This is a genomic window from Nitrospirae bacterium YQR-1 (assembly GCA_039908095.1).
Lineage (GTDB): Bacteria > Nitrospirota > Thermodesulfovibrionia > Thermodesulfovibrionales > Magnetobacteriaceae > Magnetomonas.
The window spans coordinates 25,880-49,569 of the sequence record JAMOBJ010000003.1 but is presented as its reverse complement, the minus strand read 5'-3'; the positions used below and the strand labels follow the sequence as shown (position 1 = coordinate 49,569).

17 protein-coding genes are annotated in these 23,690 nt (G+C 44.8%); 11 read left to right on the top strand and 6 right to left on the bottom strand.

What is annotated here, in order from left to right; genetic code table 11:
* Positions 1 to 75 precede the first annotated feature (75 nt).
* The 6 genes from acsB (at position 76) to H7844_03010 (ending at position 9,342) form a co-directional block, all read left to right on the top strand.
* Positions 76 to 2,274 (top strand): acetyl-CoA decarbonylase/synthase complex subunit alpha/beta, encoded by a 2,199-nt coding sequence (acsB, locus tag H7844_03035; protein MEO5356256.1) that lies wholly within the window; start codon positions 76 to 78, stop codon positions 2,272 to 2,274.
* A 74-nt stretch (positions 2,275 to 2,348) separates the two neighbouring features.
* Entirely contained in the window at positions 2,349 to 4,325 is a 1,977-nt protein-coding gene (cooS, locus tag H7844_03030; GenBank protein ID MEO5356255.1) for an anaerobic carbon-monoxide dehydrogenase catalytic subunit, read from the top strand.
* Between the two features lie 15 nt (positions 4,326 to 4,340).
* Positions 4,341 to 4,844 carry an NAD(P)H-dependent oxidoreductase subunit E gene (locus H7844_03025; GenBank protein ID MEO5356254.1) on the top strand — a complete coding sequence of 168 codons (504 nt, stop codon included), beginning with the start codon at positions 4,341 to 4,343 and terminating at the stop codon, positions 4,842 to 4,844.
* Positions 4,831 to 6,714, top strand: coding sequence for an SLBB domain-containing protein (locus H7844_03020; protein ID MEO5356253.1), 1,884 nt, complete (start codon positions 4,831 to 4,833; stop codon positions 6,712 to 6,714). The genes H7844_03025 and H7844_03020 overlap by 14 nt, the downstream gene beginning before the upstream one ends.
* Before the next feature lie 13 nt (positions 6,715 to 6,727).
* Complete coding sequence (locus H7844_03015; GenBank protein ID MEO5356252.1) at positions 6,728 to 7,321, top strand: 4Fe-4S binding protein; 594 nt, start codon at positions 6,728 to 6,730, stop codon at positions 7,319 to 7,321.
* A gap of 26 nt (positions 7,322 to 7,347) precedes the next feature.
* A complete protein-coding gene (locus tag H7844_03010; protein ID MEO5356251.1) occupies positions 7,348 to 9,342 on the top strand; it encodes a 2Fe-2S iron-sulfur cluster-binding protein in 1,995 nt (664 codons plus the stop codon).
* A gap of 181 nt (positions 9,343 to 9,523) precedes the next feature.
* Here the strand turns inward: H7844_03010 and H7844_03005 are convergent, their stop codons facing one another.
* Genes H7844_03005 through H7844_02995 form a run of 3 tightly spaced genes read right to left on the bottom strand, consistent with a single transcriptional unit; the run spans position 9,524 to position 13,404 of the window.
* A complete protein-coding gene (locus H7844_03005) occupies positions 9,524 to 10,456 on the bottom strand; it encodes a 1-phosphofructokinase family hexose kinase (protein ID MEO5356250.1) in 933 nt (310 codons plus the stop codon).
* 19 nt (positions 10,457 to 10,475) lie between these two features.
* Entirely contained in the window at positions 10,476 to 12,404 is a 1,929-nt protein-coding gene (locus tag H7844_03000; protein ID MEO5356249.1) for a DUF3365 domain-containing protein, read from the bottom strand.
* The gene (locus tag H7844_02995) at positions 12,382 to 13,404 is read right to left on the bottom strand and encodes a pentapeptide repeat-containing protein (protein ID MEO5356248.1); all 1,023 of its coding nucleotides are present in this window, start codon (positions 13,402 to 13,404) and stop codon (positions 12,382 to 12,384) included. Before H7844_02995 ends, H7844_03000 begins: the two co-directional genes overlap by 23 nt.
* Positions 13,405 to 13,714: 310 nt before the next feature.
* On the opposite strand from H7844_02995, the gene tilS reads away from it, so the two are divergent.
* Positions 13,715 to 15,079 carry a tRNA lysidine(34) synthetase TilS gene (tilS, locus tag H7844_02990; protein MEO5356247.1) on the top strand — a complete coding sequence of 455 codons (1,365 nt, stop codon included), beginning with the start codon at positions 13,715 to 13,717 and terminating at the stop codon, positions 15,077 to 15,079.
* A gap of 57 nt (positions 15,080 to 15,136) precedes the next feature.
* Here tilS and H7844_02985 read toward each other — a convergent pair whose 3' ends face one another.
* Complete coding sequence (locus H7844_02985; protein MEO5356246.1) at positions 15,137 to 16,462, bottom strand: HD-GYP domain-containing protein; 1,326 nt, start codon at positions 16,460 to 16,462, stop codon at positions 15,137 to 15,139.
* 205 nt (positions 16,463 to 16,667) lie between these two features.
* Here H7844_02985 and H7844_02980 point away from each other — a divergent pair, with 205 nt between their 5' ends.
* Together H7844_02980 and H7844_02975 are read left to right on the top strand one after the other, a co-directional pair.
* Positions 16,668 to 17,156 (top strand): CBS domain-containing protein, encoded by a 489-nt coding sequence (locus H7844_02980; GenBank protein ID MEO5356245.1) that lies wholly within the window; start codon positions 16,668 to 16,670, stop codon positions 17,154 to 17,156.
* Positions 17,156 to 18,514: an ArsB/NhaD family transporter gene (locus H7844_02975; protein ID MEO5356244.1), complete on the top strand. Its 1,359-nt coding sequence runs from the start codon at positions 17,156 to 17,158 to the stop codon at positions 18,512 to 18,514. The genes H7844_02980 and H7844_02975 overlap by 1 nt, the downstream gene beginning before the upstream one ends.
* A gap of 184 nt (positions 18,515 to 18,698) precedes the next feature.
* On the opposite strand, the gene H7844_02970 is transcribed toward H7844_02975, so the two are convergent.
* The gene (locus tag H7844_02970) at positions 18,699 to 20,036 is read right to left on the bottom strand and encodes a glucose-6-phosphate isomerase (protein ID MEO5356243.1); all 1,338 of its coding nucleotides are present in this window, start codon (positions 20,034 to 20,036) and stop codon (positions 18,699 to 18,701) included.
* Positions 20,037 to 20,190: 154 nt separating this feature from the next.
* On the opposite strand from H7844_02970, the gene hemB reads away from it, so the two are divergent.
* Positions 20,191 to 21,159 carry a porphobilinogen synthase gene (gene hemB, locus H7844_02965; protein MEO5356242.1) on the top strand — a complete coding sequence of 323 codons (969 nt, stop codon included), beginning with the start codon at positions 20,191 to 20,193 and terminating at the stop codon, positions 21,157 to 21,159.
* Between the two features lie 244 nt (positions 21,160 to 21,403).
* On the top strand, positions 21,404 to 22,954 hold the full coding sequence (locus tag H7844_02960) for a hypothetical protein (GenBank protein ID MEO5356241.1): 1,551 nt from the start codon (positions 21,404 to 21,406) through the stop codon (positions 22,952 to 22,954).
* Positions 22,955 to 23,030: 76 nt separating this feature from the next.
* Here the strand turns inward: H7844_02960 and thiE are convergent, their stop codons facing one another.
* Positions 23,031 to 23,690, bottom strand: coding sequence for a thiamine phosphate synthase (thiE, locus tag H7844_02955; protein MEO5356240.1), 660 nt, complete (start codon positions 23,688 to 23,690; stop codon positions 23,031 to 23,033).

Sequence of the window (23,690 nt, the reverse complement as noted above, 5' to 3'; positions counted from 1 at the left end):
AGAGGCAAGTGTTAAAAGCTACAAAAAGGATAGATTTAGTCCTAAATAAAAGGTTTAGATGTTAAGGAGGTCAAGATGTCTAAAATTATAGCATCGGCTGCTATAAGAGGTGCCCAAACAGTGTTTAAAAACGCCGAGGCTCTGTTATATAAGCATATTGCGGAAAAAGGTGAAGACTACGTGTTTGAGTTTCCTGATACAGCGTACCATCTTCCCATGATATATGCTATGACAGGCTTTGCCGTAAAGACACTTAAAGATATGAAAGAGGCCCTCGAAATGACAAGGGGATACCTTCACCCCGAGCCGGTTGAAAAAGAGTGGACGCCTTACTTAGGCGAGGCTCTTGACTCCGGTATGGCAACACTGTTTGCGGAGGAGATATGGCTGGCCATGAGATACCTGGAGGGACTTGAACCGGAAAAAGACCCTGAAACAGGGTATGTCTATAACGGCTTTATTACAGATACAATTCAACGAAACCTGGGTATTCAGCTCGTTGACGGCAGAATGCCAGGGTTTGCCGCCATTATAGGTGCCGCCCCGGATGATGATACCGCTGTTCGAATAGTCAGGGAGATACAGGAAAAAAACATATTGGTTTTCCTCTCCGGTATGTCAAACGGCGAGACAATTACACGGCAGTTGCTAAGGAAAAAGGTGGAACTTGGTTGGGACACCTATATAGTGCCCCTTGGCACAAAGACCGAACATACCCTGTATGCGCTTGACTGGGCAATCAGGGCCTCGATGATTTACGGAGGGATGAAGCCCGGTGATTTTGCAGGAAACCTTAAATACACTAAAGACAGGGTGTTTGCCTTTGCACTGCCTCTGGGTCCCCTTGATGACATCAAATGGGCAACCGGAGCCGGAGCCATTAACATGGGCTTCCCTGCAGTTTGCGACAGCAATGTTCCCGTTATTCATCCTACCGGTGTTTGCACATACGAGGAGGTTGACAAGGAACTGGACCACACTAAGATAGTTGCAAAAGCCATAGAGGTCAGAGGCCTTAAGATTGTATCCCATAAGCCCCCTATTCCAATCGCCTACGGGCCGGCTTTTGAGGGTGAGAGAATCAGAAAAGAGGATACGTTTGTGGAGTTTGGCGGTAACAGGACTCCCGGTTTTGAGTTTTTGAAAAACAGGGAACTTGATGAAATAGAAGACGGTAAGATAATAATAAAGGGTGAGAACTGGAAGGAGAGGTATGAGGCAGGCGGCGCTATGCCAATCGGTATTCTGGTAGAGGTTGCAGGCAGAGAGATGCAGCCCGACTATGAGCCTATAATGGAGAGAAAACTCCACCATAACATAAACGAGGGCCAGGGCATATGGCACATGGGGCAGCGTGACGTTAACTGGATAAGAATCAGCAAAGCGGCCAAGGCTGAGGGATTCTCCCTTGAGGATATTGCCAAGATTCAGCATACCATGATTCACAGCAGGTTTAAGTCCATTGTGGATAAGGTACAGGTCACGTTGTTTGTGGATGAGGCCGATGTGCTGGCTCACCGTGATGAGGCAAGACGAGTCTGGAAGGAAAGAGATGACAGACTGGGCTCTATGACCGATGAAAACGTGGATACTTTCTACTCCTGTCTGCTCTGTCAGTCATTTGCCCCAACCCATACTTGCGTTATAACCCCTGAGAGATTAGGTCTCTGCGGCGCTTACAACTGGCTGGACTGCAAGGCCGCTTTCGGTATAGACCCAACGGGCGGCAACCAGCCGATTCCAAAGGGTGAGACCCTTGACCCTGTATTTGGCAGATGGACCGGCGTTGACGACTACATTGTGGCCTCAACGGGCGGCGCCGTTGAGTCTTTTAATGCTTATACGATTATGGCAAACCCGATGACCTCCTGTGGATGCTTTGAGTGTATATTGGCTGTTGTGCCGGAGGCAAACGGCGTTATGATAGTACAAAGAGGGCACACGGGGATGACCCCAATCGGCATGAAGTTTTCCTCCCTTGCGGGTACCGTGGGGGGCGGCGTGCAAAGCCCCGGATTTATGGGAATAGGAGTTAACTTTGTGACAAGCCGTAAATTTCTCTTTGCAGACGGCGGGTTAAAAAGAATAGTGTGGATGACTAAGGCTCTTAAGGAAAGAATAAGGGAAGCTTTTAACGAAAGAGCTAAGGAAGAGGGTGTGCCCAACCTGATTGATATGATTGCCGATGAAACCATTGCTGAGGACTCTGAAAAGTTACTTGAACACCTCTCAAGTGTTGGACATCCGGCTCTGACCATGGAATCCATGTTCTAAGGGACAGAAGTGGTAATGTCAATGACTCAGGTTTTAACCTGTGTGAGCTTTAAACAGCAAGGAGAACACATATTATGATAGAAGAAAACGCTCAGAGTGCAGATAAGGTAGCCAAAGAAATACTGGAGTGGGGCCATGCGCATGGCATGAGTTCCGCCTTTGACAGGGCACAGCACATGAAACCGTGTCCGATAGGGCACTCCGGTGCCTGCTGTAAGATATGTTTTATGGGGCCGTGCAGGCTTGTCGGACCCGATGCCGAGGAGAAAGTTGCCGGTGTTTGCGGAGCCACACTGCCTGTGGTAACGGCCAGGAATTTTCTCAGAATGGTGGCCGCAGGTACTGCTGCACACAGCGACCATGCCAGAGATATGGCATTTACACTTTTAGAGGCCTCAACCGGAGAGGTTACTGATTTTAAAATAAAGGACGTGAAGAAACTAAAAAAAGTAGCCGGTATTTTAGATATACCCACAGAGGGTAAAACTAAGGAGGAGCTGGGCAAAGAGGTGGCACTAAAGATACTCAGCAACTTCGGGCAGCAAAAGGGTGAGCTTTCATACGTAAAGAGGGCGCCTAAGAAGCGGCAGGAAATCTGGCGCAAATGGGGCATTGTTCCCCGCGGTATAGACCGGGAGATAGCTGAGGCTATGCACAGGACCAATATGGGTGTTGACCAGGACCCGGAAAACCTGATGATGGCAGCAATGAAAGTCGCTCTGGCAGACGGCTGGGGCGGTTGCATGTTAAGCACCGATATGACCGACATTCTCTTTGGCACCCCCACGCCTATACACTCAACGGCAAGCTTGGGCGTTATGAAAACCGACGAGGTAAACATCATAGTGCACGGGCATGAGCCCACTCTTGCCGAGATGATTGTTGATGTAAGCTCTGAAAAAGAACTGCTTGATTATGCTAAGAGCAAAGGGGCAAAGGGAATTAATCTGGTCGGCATGTGCTGTACAGCCAATGAGATACTGGTCAGGCACGGGATACCGTCCGCCGGAGGATTTCTTAATCAGGAGCTGGCCCTCATGACCGGCATGGCTGAGGCTATAGTGGTCGATGTCCAGTGTATAATGCCCGCTATCGGGCAGGTGCAAAAGAAATTCCACACTAAGGTTATAACCACCTCCTATAAGGGCAAGATGATAGATGCCATGCACATTCAGTACGATGAGCACAGGGCAAAAGAGATAGCGAGGGAAATCATAAAGTTAGCTTGCGATAATTATCCCAAAAGAACCGGCTTTGGGAAGATGGCAACCGAGACCTGTCCTGTAGTGGCCGGCTTTTCCCATGAATACATCGCCTACATGCAGGGGGGGAGTTTCCGCGGCTCATTCAGGCCGTTAAATGACGCCATTATGGCAGGCAGAATAAGAGGTGTTGCAGCACTCGTAGGGTGTAATAATCCGCGTACGGCTCAGGATAGTTATTTTGACTACCTGGCCACGGAGTTTATAAAGCACGATGTATTAGTAGTGTCAACGGGCTGCGGAGCCGCAGCGTTTGCAAAGGCCGGGTATATGATTCCTGAGGTGGCCCTTGAGCAGGCAGGTCCCGGGTTAAGGGAGGTCTGTGAGGCAATAGGGATTCCTCCAATGCTTCATCTGGGCTCATGCGTTGATAATTCCAGAATTCTGACCATTATGACCCATATGACTGAAGAGGGCGGCCTTGGTGATGACATAACCGACTTGCCTGCAATTGGTATAGCGCCTGAGTGGATGAGTGAAAAGGCACTGGCCATAGGGGTTTATTTTGTCGCCTCCGGAGCACACGTAATATTTGGTTCGGAGAGTCCGGTTGAGGCCAGCTCTGTTGTGAAGGCTATAAAAACTGAACTATGGTCTAAGAGAATGGGCGCCAAACTGGAGTTTATTCCCGATGCTAAGGATATTTTGACTACAGCCCTTGCAGCAATAGACAGCAAAAGAGATGCTCTTAAGTTAAAGAAGTACGAGCCTGGAAAGTTTGGAGCGGAAAGAGTTCTAATGACCATGGAAGACAGACGGAAGCTCGAAAAAGAGCAGGCTAAAAAATAGCCCTTAGGAGGGAAAATGGATATAGAAAGTATAAATGTTAAATCGTCAATTGGTATAATCGGCGGTATAATAAGCAGCGAGGAGAGCAGGAGGGGGATTTTAATTCCCACACTCCATAAGGTACAGTCGGAAAACGGCTACCTGCCTGAGGATGTGCTGAGATTGCTTTCTAAGAAGCTTGATATACCGCTTGCCGAAATCTACAGTGTAGCAAGTTTTTACAAGCAATTTCATTTTACCCCCCGAGGAAAAAATATAGTCAGAGTGTGCACAGGCACGGCCTGCCACGTAAGGGGCGCTTCCAAAGTGGTGGATGCCCTTTCAACTAAGTTTAACGTAAAGGCCGGTGAGACTACCGAGGATTTAAAATTGACTCTTGAAACTGTAGGCTGTGTAGGGTGTTGCGGGCTTGCCCCTGTTGTCACCGTCAATGAAGGGGTTGTAGGCACCGTAGGGCCTAAGAAATTAAAAGGGTTGATTCATGATATAGAAGAGGGACACGATAATGGAAAGAGTTAAGAGCCTTGAGGCTTTTAAAAACCTTCAACTGCTTCTTAAGGATGAAACCTTTAAGGAGGATGTACCGCGGCTTCGCACCTGTACCGGCACAGCGTGTATGGCAACAGGGGCGGCAGGTGTTATTCAGAAGGTGGAAGAGGAAGCCGCCCATTGCGGCAAGCATGTTGATATAGTTAAGACGGGCTGTCAGGGGTTTTGCCAGCAGGGGCCGGTTATGAAAGCCGAACCCTACGGTTATTACTATAAGCAGGTTCGGCCCCAGGACGCACACGATATAGTTGTCACCACGTTTTCAGCAGGGTTTCCGGTAAGAAACCTCCTCTACAGGGACGACATATTAAGCGAGCCCAAGGAAATCATGGAGACACTGCCTTTCTATAAGAAACAGCTCCGTGTCGCCCTGCACAACAACGGTCTTGTTGACCCCCGGAAGATAGAACATTATATAGCAGTGGGGGGTTATACTGCCCTTGTTAAGGCATTAGAGTCGATGAGTCCTGACCACGTGCTGGAGGAGGTGGATAAGGCTAACCTCAGAGGGCGCGGCGGTGCCGGCTTCCCTGCCGGAGCAAAATGGAAACACACAAAGAGCGCTAAGAGTAAAATAAAACTTGTCATTGCCAACGGTGATGAGGGTGACCCGGGAGCGTTTATGGACCGCTCCATAATGGAGGGGGACCCGCACGGCCTGATAGAGGGAATGCTTCTGTGTGCTTATGCAATAAATGCCCAGTACGGGTTTGTCTATGTCAGACATGAGTATCCATTGGCGGTAGTTAACCTAAAACACGCCATAAAGCAGGCTGAGGAACTGGGAGTACTGGGTAACAATATACTGGGAACAGACTTTAGCTTTAGCCTTGATGTAAGAGAAGGGGCGGGAGCGTTTGTCTGTGGAGAGTCAACGGCGCTTGTTGCCTCAATGGAGGGTGAGAGAGGTTTTCCACGCCCGAGGCCGCCGAGACTTTCAGATGTTGGGGGTGGCGCATGGGGCTATCCCAGTAACTTAAACAACATAGAGACCTTTGCCTGTGTGCCTCACATAATTGTAAAAGGGGCGGATTGGTTTAGAAGCATAGGGACGGAGAACTCTCCCGGCACTAAAGTCTTTGCACTGACCGGTAAGGTTAAAAACACCGGATTGGTCGAGGTGCCTATGGGGATAACGCTGAGAGAGATAATCTTTGAAATAGGCGGTGGTATTTTAGACGGCAAGAAGTTTAAAGCCGTACAGACGGGAGGCCCCTCGGGAGGATGTTTGCCTGAGGAGTACCTTGACCTCTCTGTGGACTTTGACTCCCTCAGCAAGGTCGGTTCGATGATGGGCTCAGGCGGTATGGTTGTAATGGATGAGGAAACGTGCGTTGTTGATGTGGCAAAATTTTTCCTGTCATTTACCAAAGAAGAGTCCTGTGGAAAGTGCCCGCCGTGCAGACTGGGCACCTACCAGATGCTTGAGATATTGAAAAAGATAACTTCAGGACAGGGTGAGCCGGAAGACCTTGACTTCCTTGATGCGATATGCCGCAAGGTCCAAAAGGGCTCTCTGTGTGGTCTTGGGCAGAGTGCTCCAAACCCGATAGTTTCCACACTTAAGTACTTCAGGGAAGAATATGAGGAGCATGTCCACGATAAGTATTGCAGGGCGAAGGTTTGCAGTGGTCTTGGCACTTATACGATAGAGCACAGTGAGTGTTTCCTTTGTGGACTGTGTAAACAGGCCTGTGCTTTTGGTGCAGTTAAGGAGACAAGAAGATCGTTTTTCATAGATCAGGATATGTGCACAAAATGTAAGGCCTGTTATGTGGCCTGCCCGATAGGAGCGGTAAAAGTGGGTAAAGGCACAGTTGGAAAAGCTGCCAGGAGATAAGGAGAACGTGGAAATGGCTGACGAAAAAGAAAAAGACATTAAAGCAATAACTGAGGACACTAACAGGTTTAAGTGTCCGATACAGAAGGCTATACTGTTTCTGGATGAGTTCATAGAGGGACCTATGTGTGCAAGGTGTTTGCCCTGTCCGATGGGAAGTTATGAAATGCGGGTAAGGTATCACCGCCTTGCTGAGGGACAGGCTGCACAGGGGGATATTGAGGCCATCAAAAACATTGCTCCGATTATGCTTGATGCTTCCATGTGTAAAAAGGGCAAAGACACCGCCAAATTTATTCTTGACACCATGGAAACACTGCCTCAGGTGTATGAGGCGCACACAGAGGGCGCCTGCCCCGACAGGGAATGTGTAAAGTTAATAGCCTACAGGGTGATACCGGATAAATGTGTTGCCTGTGACGAGTGCAGGGTTGTTTGTAAGGACTTTGCCATATTAGGGGAAAAGAGAAAACCATATCTTTCCGGCTACTATGCATACGAGGTGGTTGATCTCAGGTGCAGCCGCTGTGGGAAGTGTGCAGAGGTATGTAAATACGGGGCGATAGAAATCGTCAATATTAAAGACACCTTAGCGGTTAAGGCTTGAAATAAAAAAGATGGAGGGATTTTTTAATGGCTAATCTGATAACAATAAAAATAAACGGCACCGAGCATAAGGTACCTGAGGGAGTGAATCTCATAGATGCCGCAGAGAGTGTGGGAGTGCACATTCCCAATTTCTGCTATCTGAAGGGAATGAAGGGAATCGGGGCCTGCCGCATGTGTCTTGTCGAGGTTAACGGCCGCTCTATGACCGCCTGCATTATGAAAACCAAAGACGGCATGGATGTGGTGACAGACAGTGAGAAAGTTAAGGAGGCGCGCAAGTTTGTTGTTGATCTTATTCTTTCCATGCACCCCCTTGATTGTATGACTTGTACAAAGGCCGGTGTGTGTGAACTGCAAAATTATGCTTATGATTTTGAGATAAAGGATTCCTCGTTTACGCGTAAAAAGTTTGGATTCCCGATAGACGATAAAAATCCATTTATTAAAAGGGACCCTGACTACTGTATTCTTTGCGGCAGATGCGTAAGGGTGTGTAAGGAGCAGGGAACCTCGGTGTTGGAATTTTACGGCAGAGGTGTTGGTTCAAAAGTAACGACGGCAGCCGATAAACCGCTGCATGAGTCGGATTGCACCTTCTGCGGCTCATGTCTTGATGTCTGTCCGGTTAATGCCATAGTTGAGGCTGACAGATGGCGTAAGGGGCGTGAGTGGCAGTACGAGAGGACCGCATCGGTTTGTCTTTATTGCACAGGGGCTTGCGACATAACCGTCAGCACTTATAAGGGGGATGTAGCAAAGGTATGTGCAGGTGGAGATGATGCACTGGCTGAGCACTTTATTTGTGCTATGGGCAGGTACGGTTTTGATTCACTAAATGCTGAAACCAGAGTTTTAAATCCTCTTAAGAGAGTAAACGGAAAACTTGAGGAGACCACATGGGCGGATGCCGCAAAGATAGTCTCTGAAAAGATAAAAGGCGCCGGCGCCGGAATTTTAACGGTTTCCACTATAACCAACGAGGATGCCCTGGCTTTGAAGGGTTATTACGAGAAGACCTCTGTAGAGCACTTAGCCGCCTCAGTGTCTTCATATAGCGATAAAGTGTCTCTCATCGGGGATGCAGTAGATGTAGAAGGCGCTGATTTAATGGTAGTTGCAGGGCTTAATCCTGATCAATGGACACGCTTTCTTCCATCAATTGATGCTCTTATCAGAACAAAGGCAGACAGAAAAACAAAACTTATTGTGATTAGCTCTGATGATGCAAAAATTGCCGGTATTGCCGATGTGTCATTAAGTGGTGATGAGGCCTCTCTGTTAAAGTCACTGGCAAAGGCAATTGCAGATGCCGGACTTACGCTGCCTGCCGGCTTAGACGTATCCGGGGCCGCTGTAACTGAGGATATGACTAAAGCGGCTGAATTATTCAAAAATGCGCAATTACCGGTTGTTATAACTACTCCGCAACTGTATCAGGCTGCAGCTAACCTTTCTCTCTTCAAAGGCACTGCGGTGTCCGTCCCCTATGAGGCAAATTCTAAGGGCGTAACGCTGATGGGGCTTTCCGGTAAAGGTGCAAAGTGTAAAGATATGATAGGCGGCAAGGCCACAGCATTGTTGACAGTAGGCAACGGCCCATTACCTGAAAAGCCAAAAGCCGGTTTCTGGGCGGCAGCCGTAACAAATATGACAGATATAGTGAAAGAGGCGGATTTGGTACTTCCGATGGCTTCATTTCTTGAGACCGGCGGTACAATTGTAGATTATCAGGGAAGGCTCAAAAAACTTGCAAAAGCCGTTGAGCCCCTTGGTCAGGCAAAATCGGTAGCCGATATTTTTGCAGAGGTTGGCAAGGCTGCCGGAATAGATATTTCAGTAAAAGCCTCCGATGTTGAATCGCTGGCAAAAGAAACAATAAAACCGAAGGCGTCACCATTTGAAAAACGCACTGATTTAGACGCAGTTTCGCTTGAAATCTATGAAATGGTAAACGCACATGTCGTAAACGGCTCCAGATTATTCTGGCTCAAAGAAGTTAAAAAAGTAGCTGTCGGGTAAGAGAGAGAAGAGTTTAGGGGAAGGCGCTGTCTTCCCCTAATACCAAGCTGTCTTCAATCGTTTCATACCAAGCAGCATTCATTAACTTTGTTGGCATCGTAACAAGCTATTGAAACATACAGGGGGGAGGTGTCGCTTTCTCCCAGCCGCCTGCGTTTACTTTTCTGACTGCAGCCTTGTATTAATTTCCTTTCCGTTTCTTTGTCATCTTTGTTCTTAGATTTTTTTCCGTTTCGATATCCAGAAAACCGGCTCCGAGTTGCTGTGAGCTTGCAGTCCCTGCGCAAACGCCTGAAATTAAAGATTCCTCTATGCTTTTGCCTTCACTTAAGGAAAGAGCCAGGCCGGCGGTAAAGCTGTCGCCGCATCCAAGGGCGTTTAACGCTTTAACCTCAGGCGGCATAACCGTGTAGTGTTTACCCTCTGAAACTGCATACACCGCCCTGTCACCTTCTGTGGCTATGCTTAAAAAAACTCCTCCGGCTTCATTGATTTTTACAAGCCCTGTAAGTATCATATCCTCAGACGGAGGGGCTTTATCAGAAATTGCCATGAGCTCATCCCTGTTAATTTTCACTACGTGCGGAGAGGCACTTAGGGCCCTTTTTAGAGACTCACCGCTTGTATCTAAAAGCACGCCGGCCTGCCGCTTACCGGCCATTAGTATTAAATCATAGAAAATATCCCCGCCAAAACCACAGGCTGCCGAACCACTGATAATAACCATATCTCCGGCGGAGACTGTTTCGTTAAATAAAACCTTAAACGCGGCAATTTCAGACTCTGTAACAGTAGGGCCTGCTTCGTTGATGACAGTCTCAGATGTCTCACTTATAATGGACATACACATGCGGGAGTTTTCTGTTATCTCTGTGTATCTGAGGTTTAAACCCTCCTCGGAGGCCATGTCGAGTATCTGTTTTCCTGTTCCACCGCCAACAACTGTCAGAGACAGTGACTCCTTACCAAGAGCTTTTAACGCCCTTGCCACATTTATGCCCTTACCGCCTGCATACTTTTTCAGCACATCGGCACGGTTAATTGAGCCGGTTTGAAAGTTCGATATTTTTAGTATTTTATCTACAGCAGGGTTTAAGGTCACAGTTATAATCATATACCGGATTTGTCCTCTTCTATTGACGTTGTTTGTACGTGCTTTCCTTAAAAACAATTTTAAACTTAGTGCCGCCTGTACGCTCGATTTTAAGCCGGCCCTGAAGTTGATTTTCAACTATGGACTGTACCAGTTGAAGCCCCAGGGATTTCACATTGGCTAATTCAAAATCCGGTTGTATGCCCACACCGTTGTCCCAAACCAGTAACTTGTAATCATAATTATTATCTTCCAAAGGACGGAGTGAGAGGCCTATTTCCATATCAGGTGCTTTAGCGCCGGATTGAGAATCTTTGGCGGTAATAGCGGGAAAGGCATATTTTATCGAGTTGGAAATCAGCTCATTTACTACAAGCCCGCAAGAGATGACAGTGTCTATGACAAAAGAAATAGCCGGTATGTCCAGTTTCAGGCTGATTTTGTTTTCACTGATACCGTAAGACCTAAACAGACCCCTTGCAAGGTTTCTGACGTAATCGCTAAAGTCTATTTTTGACAAGGTTTCCGACTGGTACAGTTTTTCATGCACTAAAGACATGGCCTTTATTCTGTTCTTTGTCTCGTTAAAAATCTCAATATCACTTTGATCTTTAAGGTAACTGTTCTGGAGGTTAAGAAGGCTTGTGATGATTTGCATGTTGTTTTTAACGCGATGGTGAATTTCCCGCAGAAGGACTTCCTTTTCGTGCAAAGAGGCGGTTATTTGATTTTCCATCTGCTTTCTGTCCGTAATATCCCTGACAATGGCAACGTAAAACTTATTACCCTTAATTTTCCACGAGGCTATGGAAATCTCACAGGGAAACTCAGCACCATCCTTTTTAAGGCCTTCAAATTCAACTCTCTTACCGGCAAAGTAGGAATCTCCGAGAATTTGCATCATCTGAATTCCTCTGATGTAAGCATCCTGAAGCTTTAGAGGAATCAGCACGGTAGCCGGTTTGCCTGTTAACTCAGCCTCGTTGTATCCAAAAATAGTTTCCGCCCCGTGGTTAAACGAAATAATCAGGCCATTTTCATCAGTTGAAATTATACCATCCTGCACTGATTGAATGAGGGAACGGTATCTGGTCTCAGATTCGGTTAAAATCTCCTCAGTGCGCCTCCGCTCATCAACCTCTATTGTCAACTGTTCGTTAGCCTCTTTGATTTCATGTGTCCTTAGCTCTACCACTGAGTCTTGTTCCACCTTGGCAAGTTTGAGTTTATACCACTGAGAGCGAATTTTAGACATAAAAAACAGTATCATGACGGTTATTGACAAAAATATAATTGTGTGAAGAAATGCAAGATTAAGTTTTTGCTTTTTTATAGAACTGTAAAGTACATTAACCGGAACGGTAACACTTATTCCACCTCTTATGTCGCCGACTTTGTAGCCTTGCTTATGATGGCATTTCAAACAGGCCTCTTTGGTTTTCAAAGGCGCCATGTACCTGAAAACTGCTTTTTCAAAGAGCTCAGATTTCTCGGTAACTCCGTTTTCAAACTCTTTGAGCGCTCTGCTTTCCCAGTCATCAGGACTGTTTTGAGGGCGGATAGGCTTTAAGCTGGTTATGTGAAACATCATACTGTTGCGTTCCATCATGATTTCAGATAGCTGCCGTGTCATGTATGCAGGATTAATAAGGGTTAGCCTCAAGCCCTCTGTGGTCGTAACGTCCCTGCTTTTTACATCTAGATAGGGATTTGGCAAGGTCTGCTCTGTTATAGCGACATAGACACCGCCATGACGCGCATTCCAGAGTCTTGTGTTTTCCACCATCTGAAATATCACTCTGCCATCCTCAAGGGCAATTGCATTAAAACTGCTGTCCAGTTGAACAAAATTCCACCTAAGTGATACTGCCGTTATAACAAAGCACAATAACACCGGCACAAGCCAATGTACGCTATTCTCTATAAAGGCGGTGTAAATTCCTGAGTTATGATTGCCGGTTGATTTCATTTGACGCTGACTCCAGTATCTTTCCACTTTGAGCATGTAAGGTACCGTCGCTGTGTATGAGGTTTACGGTTAACCTCCTTGCGTTGATATTGAGAGTTTGTTTACGAGGAAGTATTTTATAAACGTTTCCTCCAAAGTCCAATAACCGGCTGTTTATGTTAATACCTTCTTTCATGGCTTTTTGAAGCAGTGTTAAAAACATAGACGATAAGAGACCTAAGTACTCATCCTTGTCTGTTGTAATTCTTACAAAAGAGTACTGTCCTTTAATATTCATGCCTGCCAATTTTAAATTAAACTCCTTTTTTTGTAAATTAATAAAATTAACAATAGAGCCCATAGTCAGCAGGTCATCATAGAGATGGACTCCGGCAAAAATTACTTCAATATAAGGATATGATCTGAAAAGAGACTCAAACTCGCCCTCTTTAAGAGTGACTCTGTGCCTGTTCTGTTCATTAGCGTTAAGTGATTGACTTGTGTAGTATATGTGTGAGGCCTTAACGGCTCTGATGGTCCATCCAACAGTAATGATGCCGGTTAGGGCGGCTCCGGTTAGGTCAGCGCCGCTTAGATCGGCAAAAGAGAAATCTGTGTTTACCATGGTGGCATTTGCCAAAGTGGCACCAACTAAGACAGCGCGTTTGAAATTTGCCTCTTTGAGATTTGCGCCTTTAAGGTTTGCTTTGTTAAACTCAGCAAAGAAAAAAATGCCGTCTTCCATATTTGCGTCAGTTAAAATGGCACCGGAGAGGTCGCTCTCCGACACAGAGGCCATTGAGAGGTCTGAATCAGAGAGATTAGCGCCGAAGAGGTCGCATCTGCTTAAACTGGCCCTGTGGAGATTTGCCCCCGCAAGATTAGCGTTTCGGAGGGTTGATTTGTATAGGTCAACTCCCCTTAAGTCGGCTTTTCTGAGGACTGCGTCCTGAAAATATCCCCTTTTAAGGTTAGTGCCGGTTAATTTAGCTCCGCTTAAGTCCCATCTTCCCGCCGGCATTTCACCTGTCACAGCTCCGGATTCCCTGAGAACCGCCCAAGTCTCCTCCTTAGTCATGCTAATATTTAAACATAATGCAAAATAATTGTAAAGTAAGCCGCCTGTTTGGTATAATTCCAATTCTAATTCAAAAATAAACTCAAGCGGCAAGGAACAAGCGACGCCTGCGTTGTACTTTTGACTACAACTTGGTATAAGGGAGGTGTAGTAGGGGTGCATAAGGCCATAAAAAAAAACGTAACGGACAGGATTGCTGTTCAGAGACTGAAATGTCAACAGATTATAAATCTTTCTTAGTATCTGCTGAACTGTGACAACAATAGAAAAGGTAAAAGAGACAATCAGAGCGCACTCCATGTTGGCGGGCTCTGAGACTGTTATAGTGGGGCTTTCCGGGGGGCCGGACTCAGTGTGCTTGCTGCATGTGCTGAAAACTCTCGATTTAAACCTTAACCTTTATGCCCTCTGTGTTGACCACGGAATGCGGCCAAAGGAGACCCCTGTGGAAATTGAATTTTGCGCCGGCCTTTGCCGCTCCTTTGGCATACCCTTTGACGTCAGAGTAATTACCAACCCCGATTCGATAAAACATAACAAACAGGAGATTTTTAGAAACCTCCGGTACGAAATATTTGAGAGTTTTGCATATGAGATAAAAGCAACAAAGGTGGCTTTGGGGCATAACATGGACGATCAGGCCGAGACAATTTTGATAAACCTCATAAGAGGCTCCGGCATGAGGGGGCTTTCCGGAATTCCTCCGGTCAGGGGAAAATTTATAAGACCGGTTATCGGGCTGCCCAGAGGTGAGATTGAGGCTTATCTTAAAACAAACGGATTGAAGTTTATCACGGATTCATCAAACCTAAAGTCAGACTACCTGAGAAACAAAGTACGCCATTTCCTGATACCATACCTTGCTAAAGAGTTTAACCAGGGTATTGCACACACACTTGCAAAGACCGGTGAGGTCATAAGGGAAGAGGACTCTTATATGACAGTCCAGGCAGCCAAAAAAACTATGACGCTGATTAGCAGAAAATCTGATACGACCGTTGAGCTTTTTTTGCCGCCGCTTGAGGTATTGGAGACTGCCCTGCTCAGGCGCACTCTGAGAACCGCCATAGAAGCAGCAGCTTCTCTCAGAAAGGTTGGCTATGTCCATATCTATGAAATAATAAAATTAATAAGAACCGGCAAAGCTGGTGATACCATTGTGCTGCCACACGGTGTTAAAGCAATCAAGGGATATTCCACATTGAGAATAACCACAGAACCCCCTTTAAAAATCAGCGAATATGAATTAAATATCCCCGGTTGTGTTGTATTGAAAGAAACTGGATTAGCTCTCAGAGCCTCAGTAAGCCCTGAGAATATCCCCTGTGGCGGTAAGTATCAGGTATGTCTGGATGGCGGCAGGACAGCCCCCTGTTTAACGGTACGCTGCAGGCGCCCGGGTGATTTTTTCTATCCAATGGGATTTGGTAAAAAGAAAAAACTCCATGATTTTTTTGTTGACGAAAAAATTCACAGACACCTCAGAGACTCAATACCTTTGGTGTTTTCCGGCTCTGACTTAATATGGGTGGCAGGGCTCAGAGCAGACCACAGATACGCTGTAACCGGTGAGACCACTATGTATCTTAAGCTTGAAATGACGGCAGGCTGCCTTTAGTGCAATGTAATAAAACGGTTTCCTGCCGGAATATGTATAATACCAAGTTGACTGCAATCAGAAATATTTCCTGACAATTCCATTAAGTTCCGCCTCCAAAAAGGAATCATCCGCTTTACTAAAAGAATCATAAAGGTCTTTAGATATTTCTATAAATAAATCAAGGAATTTGGGGTCAAAATGCTTTGCGCTGCACTGTTGTAAAACGGCGATGGTTTGCGCATAGGAATAGGGCTCTTTGTAGGGTCTTTTAGAGGTAAGAGCGTCAAAGACATCGGCAATGGCAAATATCCTGGCATTTAAAGGTATATCATTTCCGCTTAAACCGGACAGATACCCTGAGCCGTCGTATTTTTCGTGGTGGTACTTTACCACATCTATGGCATCCTTAAGCCAGTTATACTTATCAACAACATCCACGCCGTGGAGCACATGTGTTTTCATTATTTCAAACTCCTCTTCAGTGAGTTTGCCGGGTTTTAATAAAACGTTGTCTGATATTGCAATCTTTCCGATATCGTGAAGAAATGAGCCCTTAATTAGACTTCTTAAAGCCTCTTTATTAATTCCGGCACGTTCTCCAAGTTTCACAGAGTAAATGGTCACACGGTAATTATGAACATTTGTATCGCTGTCGCGTTTGGCAATAGCACTGCCAAGAGCAACAAGCATTCCAATGTTTGCCTCAGAGAGGTCCGCTGAGAGTTTTATCAAATCCTTATTCATAACAATTATTATTGGATAAAGAATTGCAGTAGTTGCAAAAACACAAACAACTACAAGCAAAAGAGAACCGGCTATTAAATCTGTTATTTCATCCATAGTGCTGTTGTCAACTTTATAGACTCCCTCAAAGTAGCCTGCTATCGCGCCATCGGGCTCCTGAAGAGGCACAAAAACCTGAATAAAAATATTCCCGGAAACATACAGCCGGTTGTAGCTGGTTGTCTCCTTAAACTTGTGGGTCGTTTTTTCCTTTTTTACCATCTTTTCATAACGATGCACAGTGTCGGCATCCGGAGATTCCACCTCTAAAATTCTTTTCTTTTCTCTGTCATATAACTCAACAATAATAAAATGGCCCTTTTCTATGTGTTCATTCATGTCTATCCTCAGATTTTCAATACACTCCTCAGTACTACACTGCAAATTTTCTAATGCACTCTTATCCTCAACCAGCGGCCTGGATTCGCTTTCTGCAAGTTTAATCACTAATTCATCAATGCTCTCAAGTTTAACATAAAACACTATAATCCCTAATAACAGTGAAAGTATAAGCCATCCGGCCGTAAGGCGGCCTATAAGTTTAAAGTGTATGTTTTTATGAGTATTGTCGGTCTTTATCATCGGCGTTATTATAACATTATACCAAGCTGCATTCAATCGTCTAACTTCGTTGGCTTGGTCAAAAGCTCAGGGGCGTACCCTCCTCTAAAGGGGAATCCAGGGAGGCGTCGCTTGCTCCTTGCCACCTCGTTACTCTTTTGACTGCAGCTTTGTATTAGGATATGTTAATCCACAACAGATTCTTGTCAAGATTTTAAATTATTTTGCTATAATCAATAACATATACCAAAGGAGGCCCCTTATGAAAGCTAAAGATATAATGGAGGTTGTAGATCAATCAATCTCACATACAGACACAATAAGGATGGCGGTGCGAAAGATGGCAGGCGCAAGGCGCTCTGAGGGAGTAACCGGAGTGAGAGGGCTCCATGTTGTTGATGATGACGGGAGACTCATTGGAATGCTCAGTATGATAAACATCTTAGAGGCAGTTCATCCGAGCTATATGGAAATGGGGGATGACCTCAGCGCTTTTACCTGGGACGGGATGTTTGAAACACTGGTAAGCAAAATCTCCGATATGCCGATTGAGGGTATAATAAGTAAAACCACGGTCACCGTAGATGAAAACGCTCCACTTATGAAATGTCTGGATATTATATTAAAGCATAATGTTGGAAGGCTTCCGGTTGTAAATACTCAAAATCAGGTTATCGGCATGATACATTTGCGTGATTTATACAACGTGGTAATAAAGACGCTGTTAGATAATGAAACAGGGGGAAAATGATGCACGAAACTGCTGCAACTACAATAACTGCCGGAGGTTTTGTTTTCTATGCGTCAACCATAATATTTGTAGCAGCTTATGTTGCTATAATATCCGAAAAAATTCATAAGACAATAGTAGCGATATTCGGCGCCTCACTCATGATAATTCTTAATATACTTAATCAGCACGAGGCTTTTCATGTTGAGGAGCTTGGTGTTGACTGGAATGTTATTTTCCTTCTTATTTCCATGATGATAATAATTAACCTTATGCGGCCTACAGGTTTTTTTGAATACATTGCCATCAAGGGCGCCCGCATGGGAAAAGGTGACCCCATCCGCATTATGATAATTTTTGCTGTAGTTACCGCCGTATTAAGCGCCCTTTTAGATAATGTTACAACGGTGTTACTTATAACGCCGGTTACCATTCTTATAGCAGATGCTCTTGATGTTGACCCCGTGCCGTTTCTTATTATGGAGGCTGTAGCATCCAATATCGGAGGGACGGCAACGCTCATAGGGGATCCGCCAAACATCATGATTGCCTCAAAAGCGAAACTTGATTTTATGGATTTCATCGTACATCTGACCCCGATAGTTGTTTTAATGATGGTTGTACTTGTTTTTGTTATTAAAATAGTATTCAGCAACAAACTGAAGACAACGGAAGAAAAGAAATTAAGAATTCTTCAAATGGATGAAAGAGAGGCAATAAGAAATCCGTTGATGCTTAAGAAGTCTCTATTAGTGCTGGGATTGGTACTAACCGGATTTGTTTTTCACGGCGTGCTTCACTATGAACCGGCAACAATAGCGCTTTTTGGTGCGGGGCTTTTACTTTTACTGTCAAAGACCCAAGAGCCGCACCATATACTTGCGGAGGTAGAATGGCCGACGATTTTCTTTTTTATAGGGCTTTTTATAATAGTCGGAGGCGTGGTAAAGGGTGGGCTTGTCAATTTGTTATCGCTTAAAATGCTTGCTCTTACCAATGGAAACTTGTTTGCCACAAGCATGGTCGTTCTATGGTTTTCAGCAATTGCATCGGCAATTATTGATAACATTCCTTTTGTTGCCACTATGAATCCCCTGATAATAAACATGGCGCATCAACTCTGGCCTAACCTTGAGGGTATTGACCTGCTCCGGCACAAAGACCTTATGCCCATATGGTGGTCTTTGGCATTGGGAGCGTGCTTAGGTGGTAACGGCTCAGCCATCGGTGCCACAGCAAATGTCATAGTGGTTGGAATGGCTGAAAAGGCAGGAAGGAAGATTTCTTTTATGCGTTTTGCGGCATACGGTTTTCCCATTATGATGCTGACTATTTTTATATCTATGATTTATATCTGGCTAAGGTACTACCTGTTATAGATAACTTTTTTTTACTCAGCAGATTTAAAATCCGGCGCCCACAGAGAAAACCGGCAGTTGCCGTCTTTGGAGTAATGCGCTCCGTTATTTAAAATAGTTTCTTTCATAGTTCCTCATATCATACACAAGTTTTGAGCTCAGGAATTAATACCAACCCCAGGACGGCAGGATGAAATGTAACCTTTTATATTTTCCAGCAAACAGAGTCTTTTTGCATCTTTTCTATTTGCTCATTGCGGGTTTGAAATCCCGGCTTGCCCAGTGCGCCGTACAAGTTATTCTTACCGGTTTCCACCCACGGCTGATTAAACGGATTAACCCCGAAGAGGAACCCTATAAATGCTGTCGCTATCTCAAAGAATTGAAATAACTGCCCGACATGGTAAGCATCCAGAATCGGTATGGCTACCGTAACATTTGGTTTTGAGGCATTTGAAAGCGAATGCTCGGTGGATTGCAGCGCTGTGCTTATGAGCTCATTGAGCGAGCGCCCCGACAGACAATTAAAACCCTCCTTGTCACTGAGCACCCCCGGAATTTTAATATCTCTACCATAGTCCTTTATTTTGACAAATATAACAACTTTATCCTCAGGGCCCTCCATCCAAAGTTGAAGCTGTGAGTGCTGGTCTGTGGTGCCCACTGATGGGTACGGTGTGATACCAAAGCCTAATTTCCCAAGGCTTTCCGCCCATAACTGGCAAAACCAGTCTGAAAATGCTCTTAACCCATCGGCATAAGGCATTATTACGTTAATGTTCCTGCCTTCCTCAGTGCTCATAAGATACAGCAGGCATGAAAATATATATGCCGGATTTTCCCAGAGTTCCGCCGATTTGCACTTTTGAGTTATCTCATGCGCACCTCTTAGCAGCTCATCCGAGCTTATCCCCGCCACCTCCGAAAGAAGCAGCCCTGTGGTCAGCACCGAGTACCTGCCGACAATGTTGGTTGGAATTTCAAGGCTTTTTATATTATATTCCTTTATCAGGCTGCGGATGATACCCTTTTCAGGGTTGGTTGTCAATATAAACCTGTTTACAACATCGCTGCCCACTGCTCTTTCTATTTTATCCCATAAAAGCATAAATGTGGCGATGGTTTCAGCAGTGTTACCGGATTTTGTTACAACATTAACAGTGGTCTTAGACGGGTCTATGACGTCAAGCATGGTTGCTATGGTTCTTGGGTCAATGTTGTCAAAGATATGGATTTTCGGCTTTCCTTTATAGTTATGCAGCGGACTGAGCGACTCCAGTATCGCTCTTGGCCCGATGGCTGAGCCGCCAATACCAAGTATTACGAAGTGCTCGGAGGTATCCCTGACATTGCGGGCTATTTCCTTTATCTTAGCCGTTTTTTGGCTGCCAAGGTCTAAAAATGCCAGCTCCTTCCACTTTCTTTCATTTATCTGTTTGTGGGCGCCTTCCACTTTCTCTCTTATCCCCTCAACTTGAGCGATTGAAAGCCCCTTTTCCCCTATGATCTCCTCAAGCATGTTGCCAAAATATACTTCTAACATCAAAAGTCTCCTGTGCTCTTTTTATTTAATAAGCCAGTGCATTTTTTTAATTGACTACCGGTAGTTTATAAATTTAATGCAAAAATGGCAATACCATAAATTATTTAATTTTAAATTTCTTGATTTTTTTGTATTTTTCTTCTACACTATCAGGATGTTTCCTATAACAAGGCCGCGCAGACTCAGGAAAACAAAGGCTATAAGAGATATGGTCAGGGAAACCTCCGTGTCAGTCAATGATTTCATATATCCTGTGTTTGCTGTTGGGGGCAGCGGCATAAACAGGCCGATTAGTTCTATGCCTGGGTGTTTTCAGCAGTCACATGAGCAATTGGCTAGGACCGCCTATGAGGTACATTCCCTGGGGATACCCGCCATTATTATTTTTGGGCTGCCTGAGCATAAGGATGAGCTTGGCTCTGACGCCTATAAAGACGACGGTGTGGTACAGAATGCCGTTAAGGCTGTCAAGGATGCTGCACCTGAGCTTACCGTGATAACCGACGTCTGTATGTGTGAATATACCGGCCACGGCCACTGCGGGGTAGTGCAAAACGGGGAAATCATTAACGATGCCACCCTTGAACTCCTCTGTAAAGAGGCACTCTCTCATGTCAGGGCCGGAGCAGATGTGGTAGCCCCCTCAGATATGATGGACGGCAGGGTGGCCGCTATCAGAAAAACTCTCGATGAAAACGGGTTTTCAGAAACACCTATAATGAGTTATGCAGCAAAGTACAGTTCAGCCTTTTACGGCCCCTTCAGGGAAGCGGCGGAGTCAACTCCTCAGTTCGGTAACAGGAAAACCCATCAGATGGACCCTGCCAACAGGCGGGAAGCGCTCCGTGAAGTATTGCTTGACATAGAAGAGGGGGCTGATATTGTTATGGTTAAACCAGCCCTTTCATATCTGGATATTATCGCAGAGGTCAAGAAAAATACGCTGATTCCAGTTGCCGCCTACAACGTCTCAGGAGAGTACTCCATGGTACATGCCGCTGCAAAAATGGGTTGGATTGACTATGAAGGCGTCATGATGGAAATACTTGTTTCCATAAAACGTGCCGGCGCTGATTTGATTCTGACTTACTTCGCTGTTGACGCTGCAAAGTTGATTTCATAAGAGAGCACTATCGCCTGAGATCGGCATTTTTTTAGATGGGAACTATTGATATGGATTTAAAGGGTTATCCCTTCTATATTGTCATTGCCGTGAAAAAGGGAATCTATGTCCTTTTATAAAAGGGAAAAAAGAAGTGGATTCTCAATCAAGCCGGGAAAATGACAGATAAAGAAAAGGTTTAAAAAAAACACACTTGGAGAGAGTGCGTTTCAGATAAGCCGCTAATTCCGGGGACACATAGTTTATGGTAAAGCTAAAAAAAAATTTTTACATATTTGCTAAAGCACTTCTTGTACTGCTTGTCATATGGGTTTCATTTAGAACCATTAATTTTTTTACTTCCACTGCACATGTCGGAGACTCCGGTATCTTTGTAAACACAGGGTTTCACATGTTTAAAGGTAAAGCTCTTTACAGGGATGCTTATGACCATAAACTGCCGGCAATTTTTTTGCTGAACCTTTTAGCGTTTAAAATAGCAGGCCCCTGCGTAAACAGCATCTATGCTATGGAACGCCTATTTGCCATGCTCATTGCCATTGCCTTTTTTTTAACTCTTCTAAAGTTGTTTCATGGTAATTTTCTTATCGCCATTGTTTTTACATTAGTTCTTTTGCGCCATTTTTACACTCCCCTTCTGTTTTCCTCCGGCAACTACACCGAGGAGTACGCCTCTGCTTTTTTACTTACAGGGGTGTTTTTTTCCCTTTATTGTACTGATTCTGAAGGTTACAAAAAAACCTTGCTTTTAATTGCATCCGGATTGTTTTTATCCCTGGCCGTGTTAACCAAAGAGCCTTTTCTTTTTTTGGTTATTCCATGGACCGGTTATCTTTTTATAAACATAAATGCAGACATTAAGGAAAAACTCCGTTTAGGAGTTATTTTTGTTTCAGCCGCCATACTACCTGCATTATTAATTGCAGCGTATCTTACAAAGGCAGACCTTTTATCTTATTTTGCAGAGGTGCTTTCCAATAACCTATCATATTCACAACACTATTCCTATAAAAAATTCGGATTGGGTGTATCACAGATTTACAACATTGCTGTTGGTATGATGGTTAAACATATGTTATTTATACTTTCAACAGACTTCTTTTTTTTACTCGGCGTGATTGGTTCTTTTTCAAAAAAATACAATAAAGAATACCGTTACGCCCCCTTGGTTTTATTAATCTGGTTTATTTTCGGCACAATAGGTGTAAATATTACTATAACACACTTTGCCCATTACTATCTGCAGCTTGTTGCACCATTTACCGCCCTTGCCGCCTCCGGAGCGGTTTTTTCGGCTTGTACTATTAAGCGGTACTTTCACCGTTTTCCCGCACAATTGTCAACCATAGCCGTTATCGCCATATTTGCTATATGTCTCAGCGTTTTTGACTGGCCGATGGTTGATCAGTTTTACAAAAGAATAAAGAGGCCATACAAAGAAAGGGCGCCGGAGGAGTGCAGCCTCTACATTAAAAACAACAGCCTCAGTACCGACTATATATGGTCGCCATCCTATAACAAATACACATATATTGAAAGTGAGCGCCTAAGCTCAACTTCCTACATTTATTCGTTAAAGCATCTCTTTATAGATACGCTTAAAAGCAAAGGCACGGAAAAGGAGGAGCAGGTACTTAATGAACTGAAAAAAAATCCGCCTAAATTTATAGTAATTGGAAACATAGTAACCTCTGAGGTTTATATTCCTCCGACTGTTGATTCATGGGTAAAGGACAACTACAGAGCAAAAGCAAAATTCAGAGAGTGTCTGATTTTACAGAGAAATTACGAATAATACCAATGAATTAGAATTGGAATAAATCCTTTACTGAAGCAGAGGATTGTGGAGGTTAAGCAGTGCTACACTTGCTTTACCTCGCATGCCTGCCGCCGCCTGAGACGGCTGAAATAAATTCTGATGCTGTTGTTCCAATATCATCGCTATCCATAATGGCCGAGGCAACGGCAACAGCATGTGCCCCCGCCTCTAGTACAAGTTTAACATTGTCCCGCATAATACCGCCTATTGCCACTACCGGTATTGCCACCCGTTTTAACACCTCAGCGAGCATCTCTATACCTCTCGGAGCTCCGGCCTCTTTCTTAGTTACTGTTTTAAACATTGGACCAAAACCAATATAATCTGCGCCCTCCTCCTCAGCCCTCAACGCCTCCTCCACACTGTGCGTGGATACACCGATTATTTTGTGTCTATTTTTAGCAAACACCTTTCTGACATATTTTATCGGCATATCCGACTGCCCGATGTGCACTCCGTCAGCATCAACAGCAAGGGCTATGTCGGGATAGTCATTAATTATTAATTTGACCCCGTTAGCGGAGGTTAAAGAGCGAAGCACTCTGCCGGTTTTAAATATCTGAAGTCTGTCACTGTTTTTGTCGCGTAACTGTATCCACTTAACACCGGAGCCGATAGCTGATACGGCTGAATCAAAAGCAGGCTTAGCACGGTCGCCCCTGTCCATAATCAAACAGAGGCCGCTTAAGTAGAGCCCTCTGTAACCACTCAT

What these genes read in the sequence shown, in the direction of transcription:
- acsB (MEO5356256.1), top strand. Translation starts at nt 76, where the DNA reads ATGTCTAAAATTATAGCATCGGCTGCTATAAGAGGTGCCCAAACAGTG.
- cooS (MEO5356255.1), top strand. Translation starts at nt 2,349, where the DNA reads ATGATAGAAGAAAACGCTCAGAGTGCAGATAAGGTAGCCAAAGAAATA.
- H7844_03025 (MEO5356254.1), top strand. Translation starts at nt 4,341, where the DNA reads ATGGATATAGAAAGTATAAATGTTAAATCGTCAATTGGTATAATCGGC.
- H7844_03020 (MEO5356253.1), top strand. Translation starts at nt 4,831, where the DNA reads ATGGAAAGAGTTAAGAGCCTTGAGGCTTTTAAAAACCTTCAACTGCTT.
- H7844_03015 (MEO5356252.1), top strand. Translation starts at nt 6,728, where the DNA reads ATGGCTGACGAAAAAGAAAAAGACATTAAAGCAATAACTGAGGACACT.
- H7844_03010 (MEO5356251.1), top strand. Translation starts at nt 7,348, where the DNA reads ATGGCTAATCTGATAACAATAAAAATAAACGGCACCGAGCATAAGGTA.
- H7844_03005 (MEO5356250.1), bottom strand. Translation starts at nt 10,456, where the DNA reads ATGATTATAACTGTGACCTTAAACCCTGCTGTAGATAAAATACTAAAA.
- H7844_03000 (MEO5356249.1), bottom strand. Translation starts at nt 12,404, where the DNA reads ATGAAATCAACCGGCAATCATAACTCAGGAATTTACACCGCCTTTATA.
- H7844_02995 (MEO5356248.1), bottom strand. Translation starts at nt 13,404, where the DNA reads ATGCCGGCGGGAAGATGGGACTTAAGCGGAGCTAAATTAACCGGCACT.
- H7844_02980 (MEO5356245.1), top strand. Translation starts at nt 16,668, where the DNA reads ATGAAAGCTAAAGATATAATGGAGGTTGTAGATCAATCAATCTCACAT.
- H7844_02975 (MEO5356244.1), top strand. Translation starts at nt 17,156, where the DNA reads ATGCACGAAACTGCTGCAACTACAATAACTGCCGGAGGTTTTGTTTTC.
- H7844_02970 (MEO5356243.1), bottom strand. Translation starts at nt 20,036, where the DNA reads ATGTTAGAAGTATATTTTGGCAACATGCTTGAGGAGATCATAGGGGAA.
- hemB (MEO5356242.1), top strand. Translation starts at nt 20,191, where the DNA reads ATGTTTCCTATAACAAGGCCGCGCAGACTCAGGAAAACAAAGGCTATA.
- H7844_02960 (MEO5356241.1), top strand. Translation starts at nt 21,404, where the DNA reads ATGGTAAAGCTAAAAAAAAATTTTTACATATTTGCTAAAGCACTTCTT.
- thiE (MEO5356240.1), bottom strand. Translation starts at nt 23,690, where the DNA reads ATGAGTGGTTACAGAGGGCTCTACTTAAGCGGCCTCTGTTTGATTATG.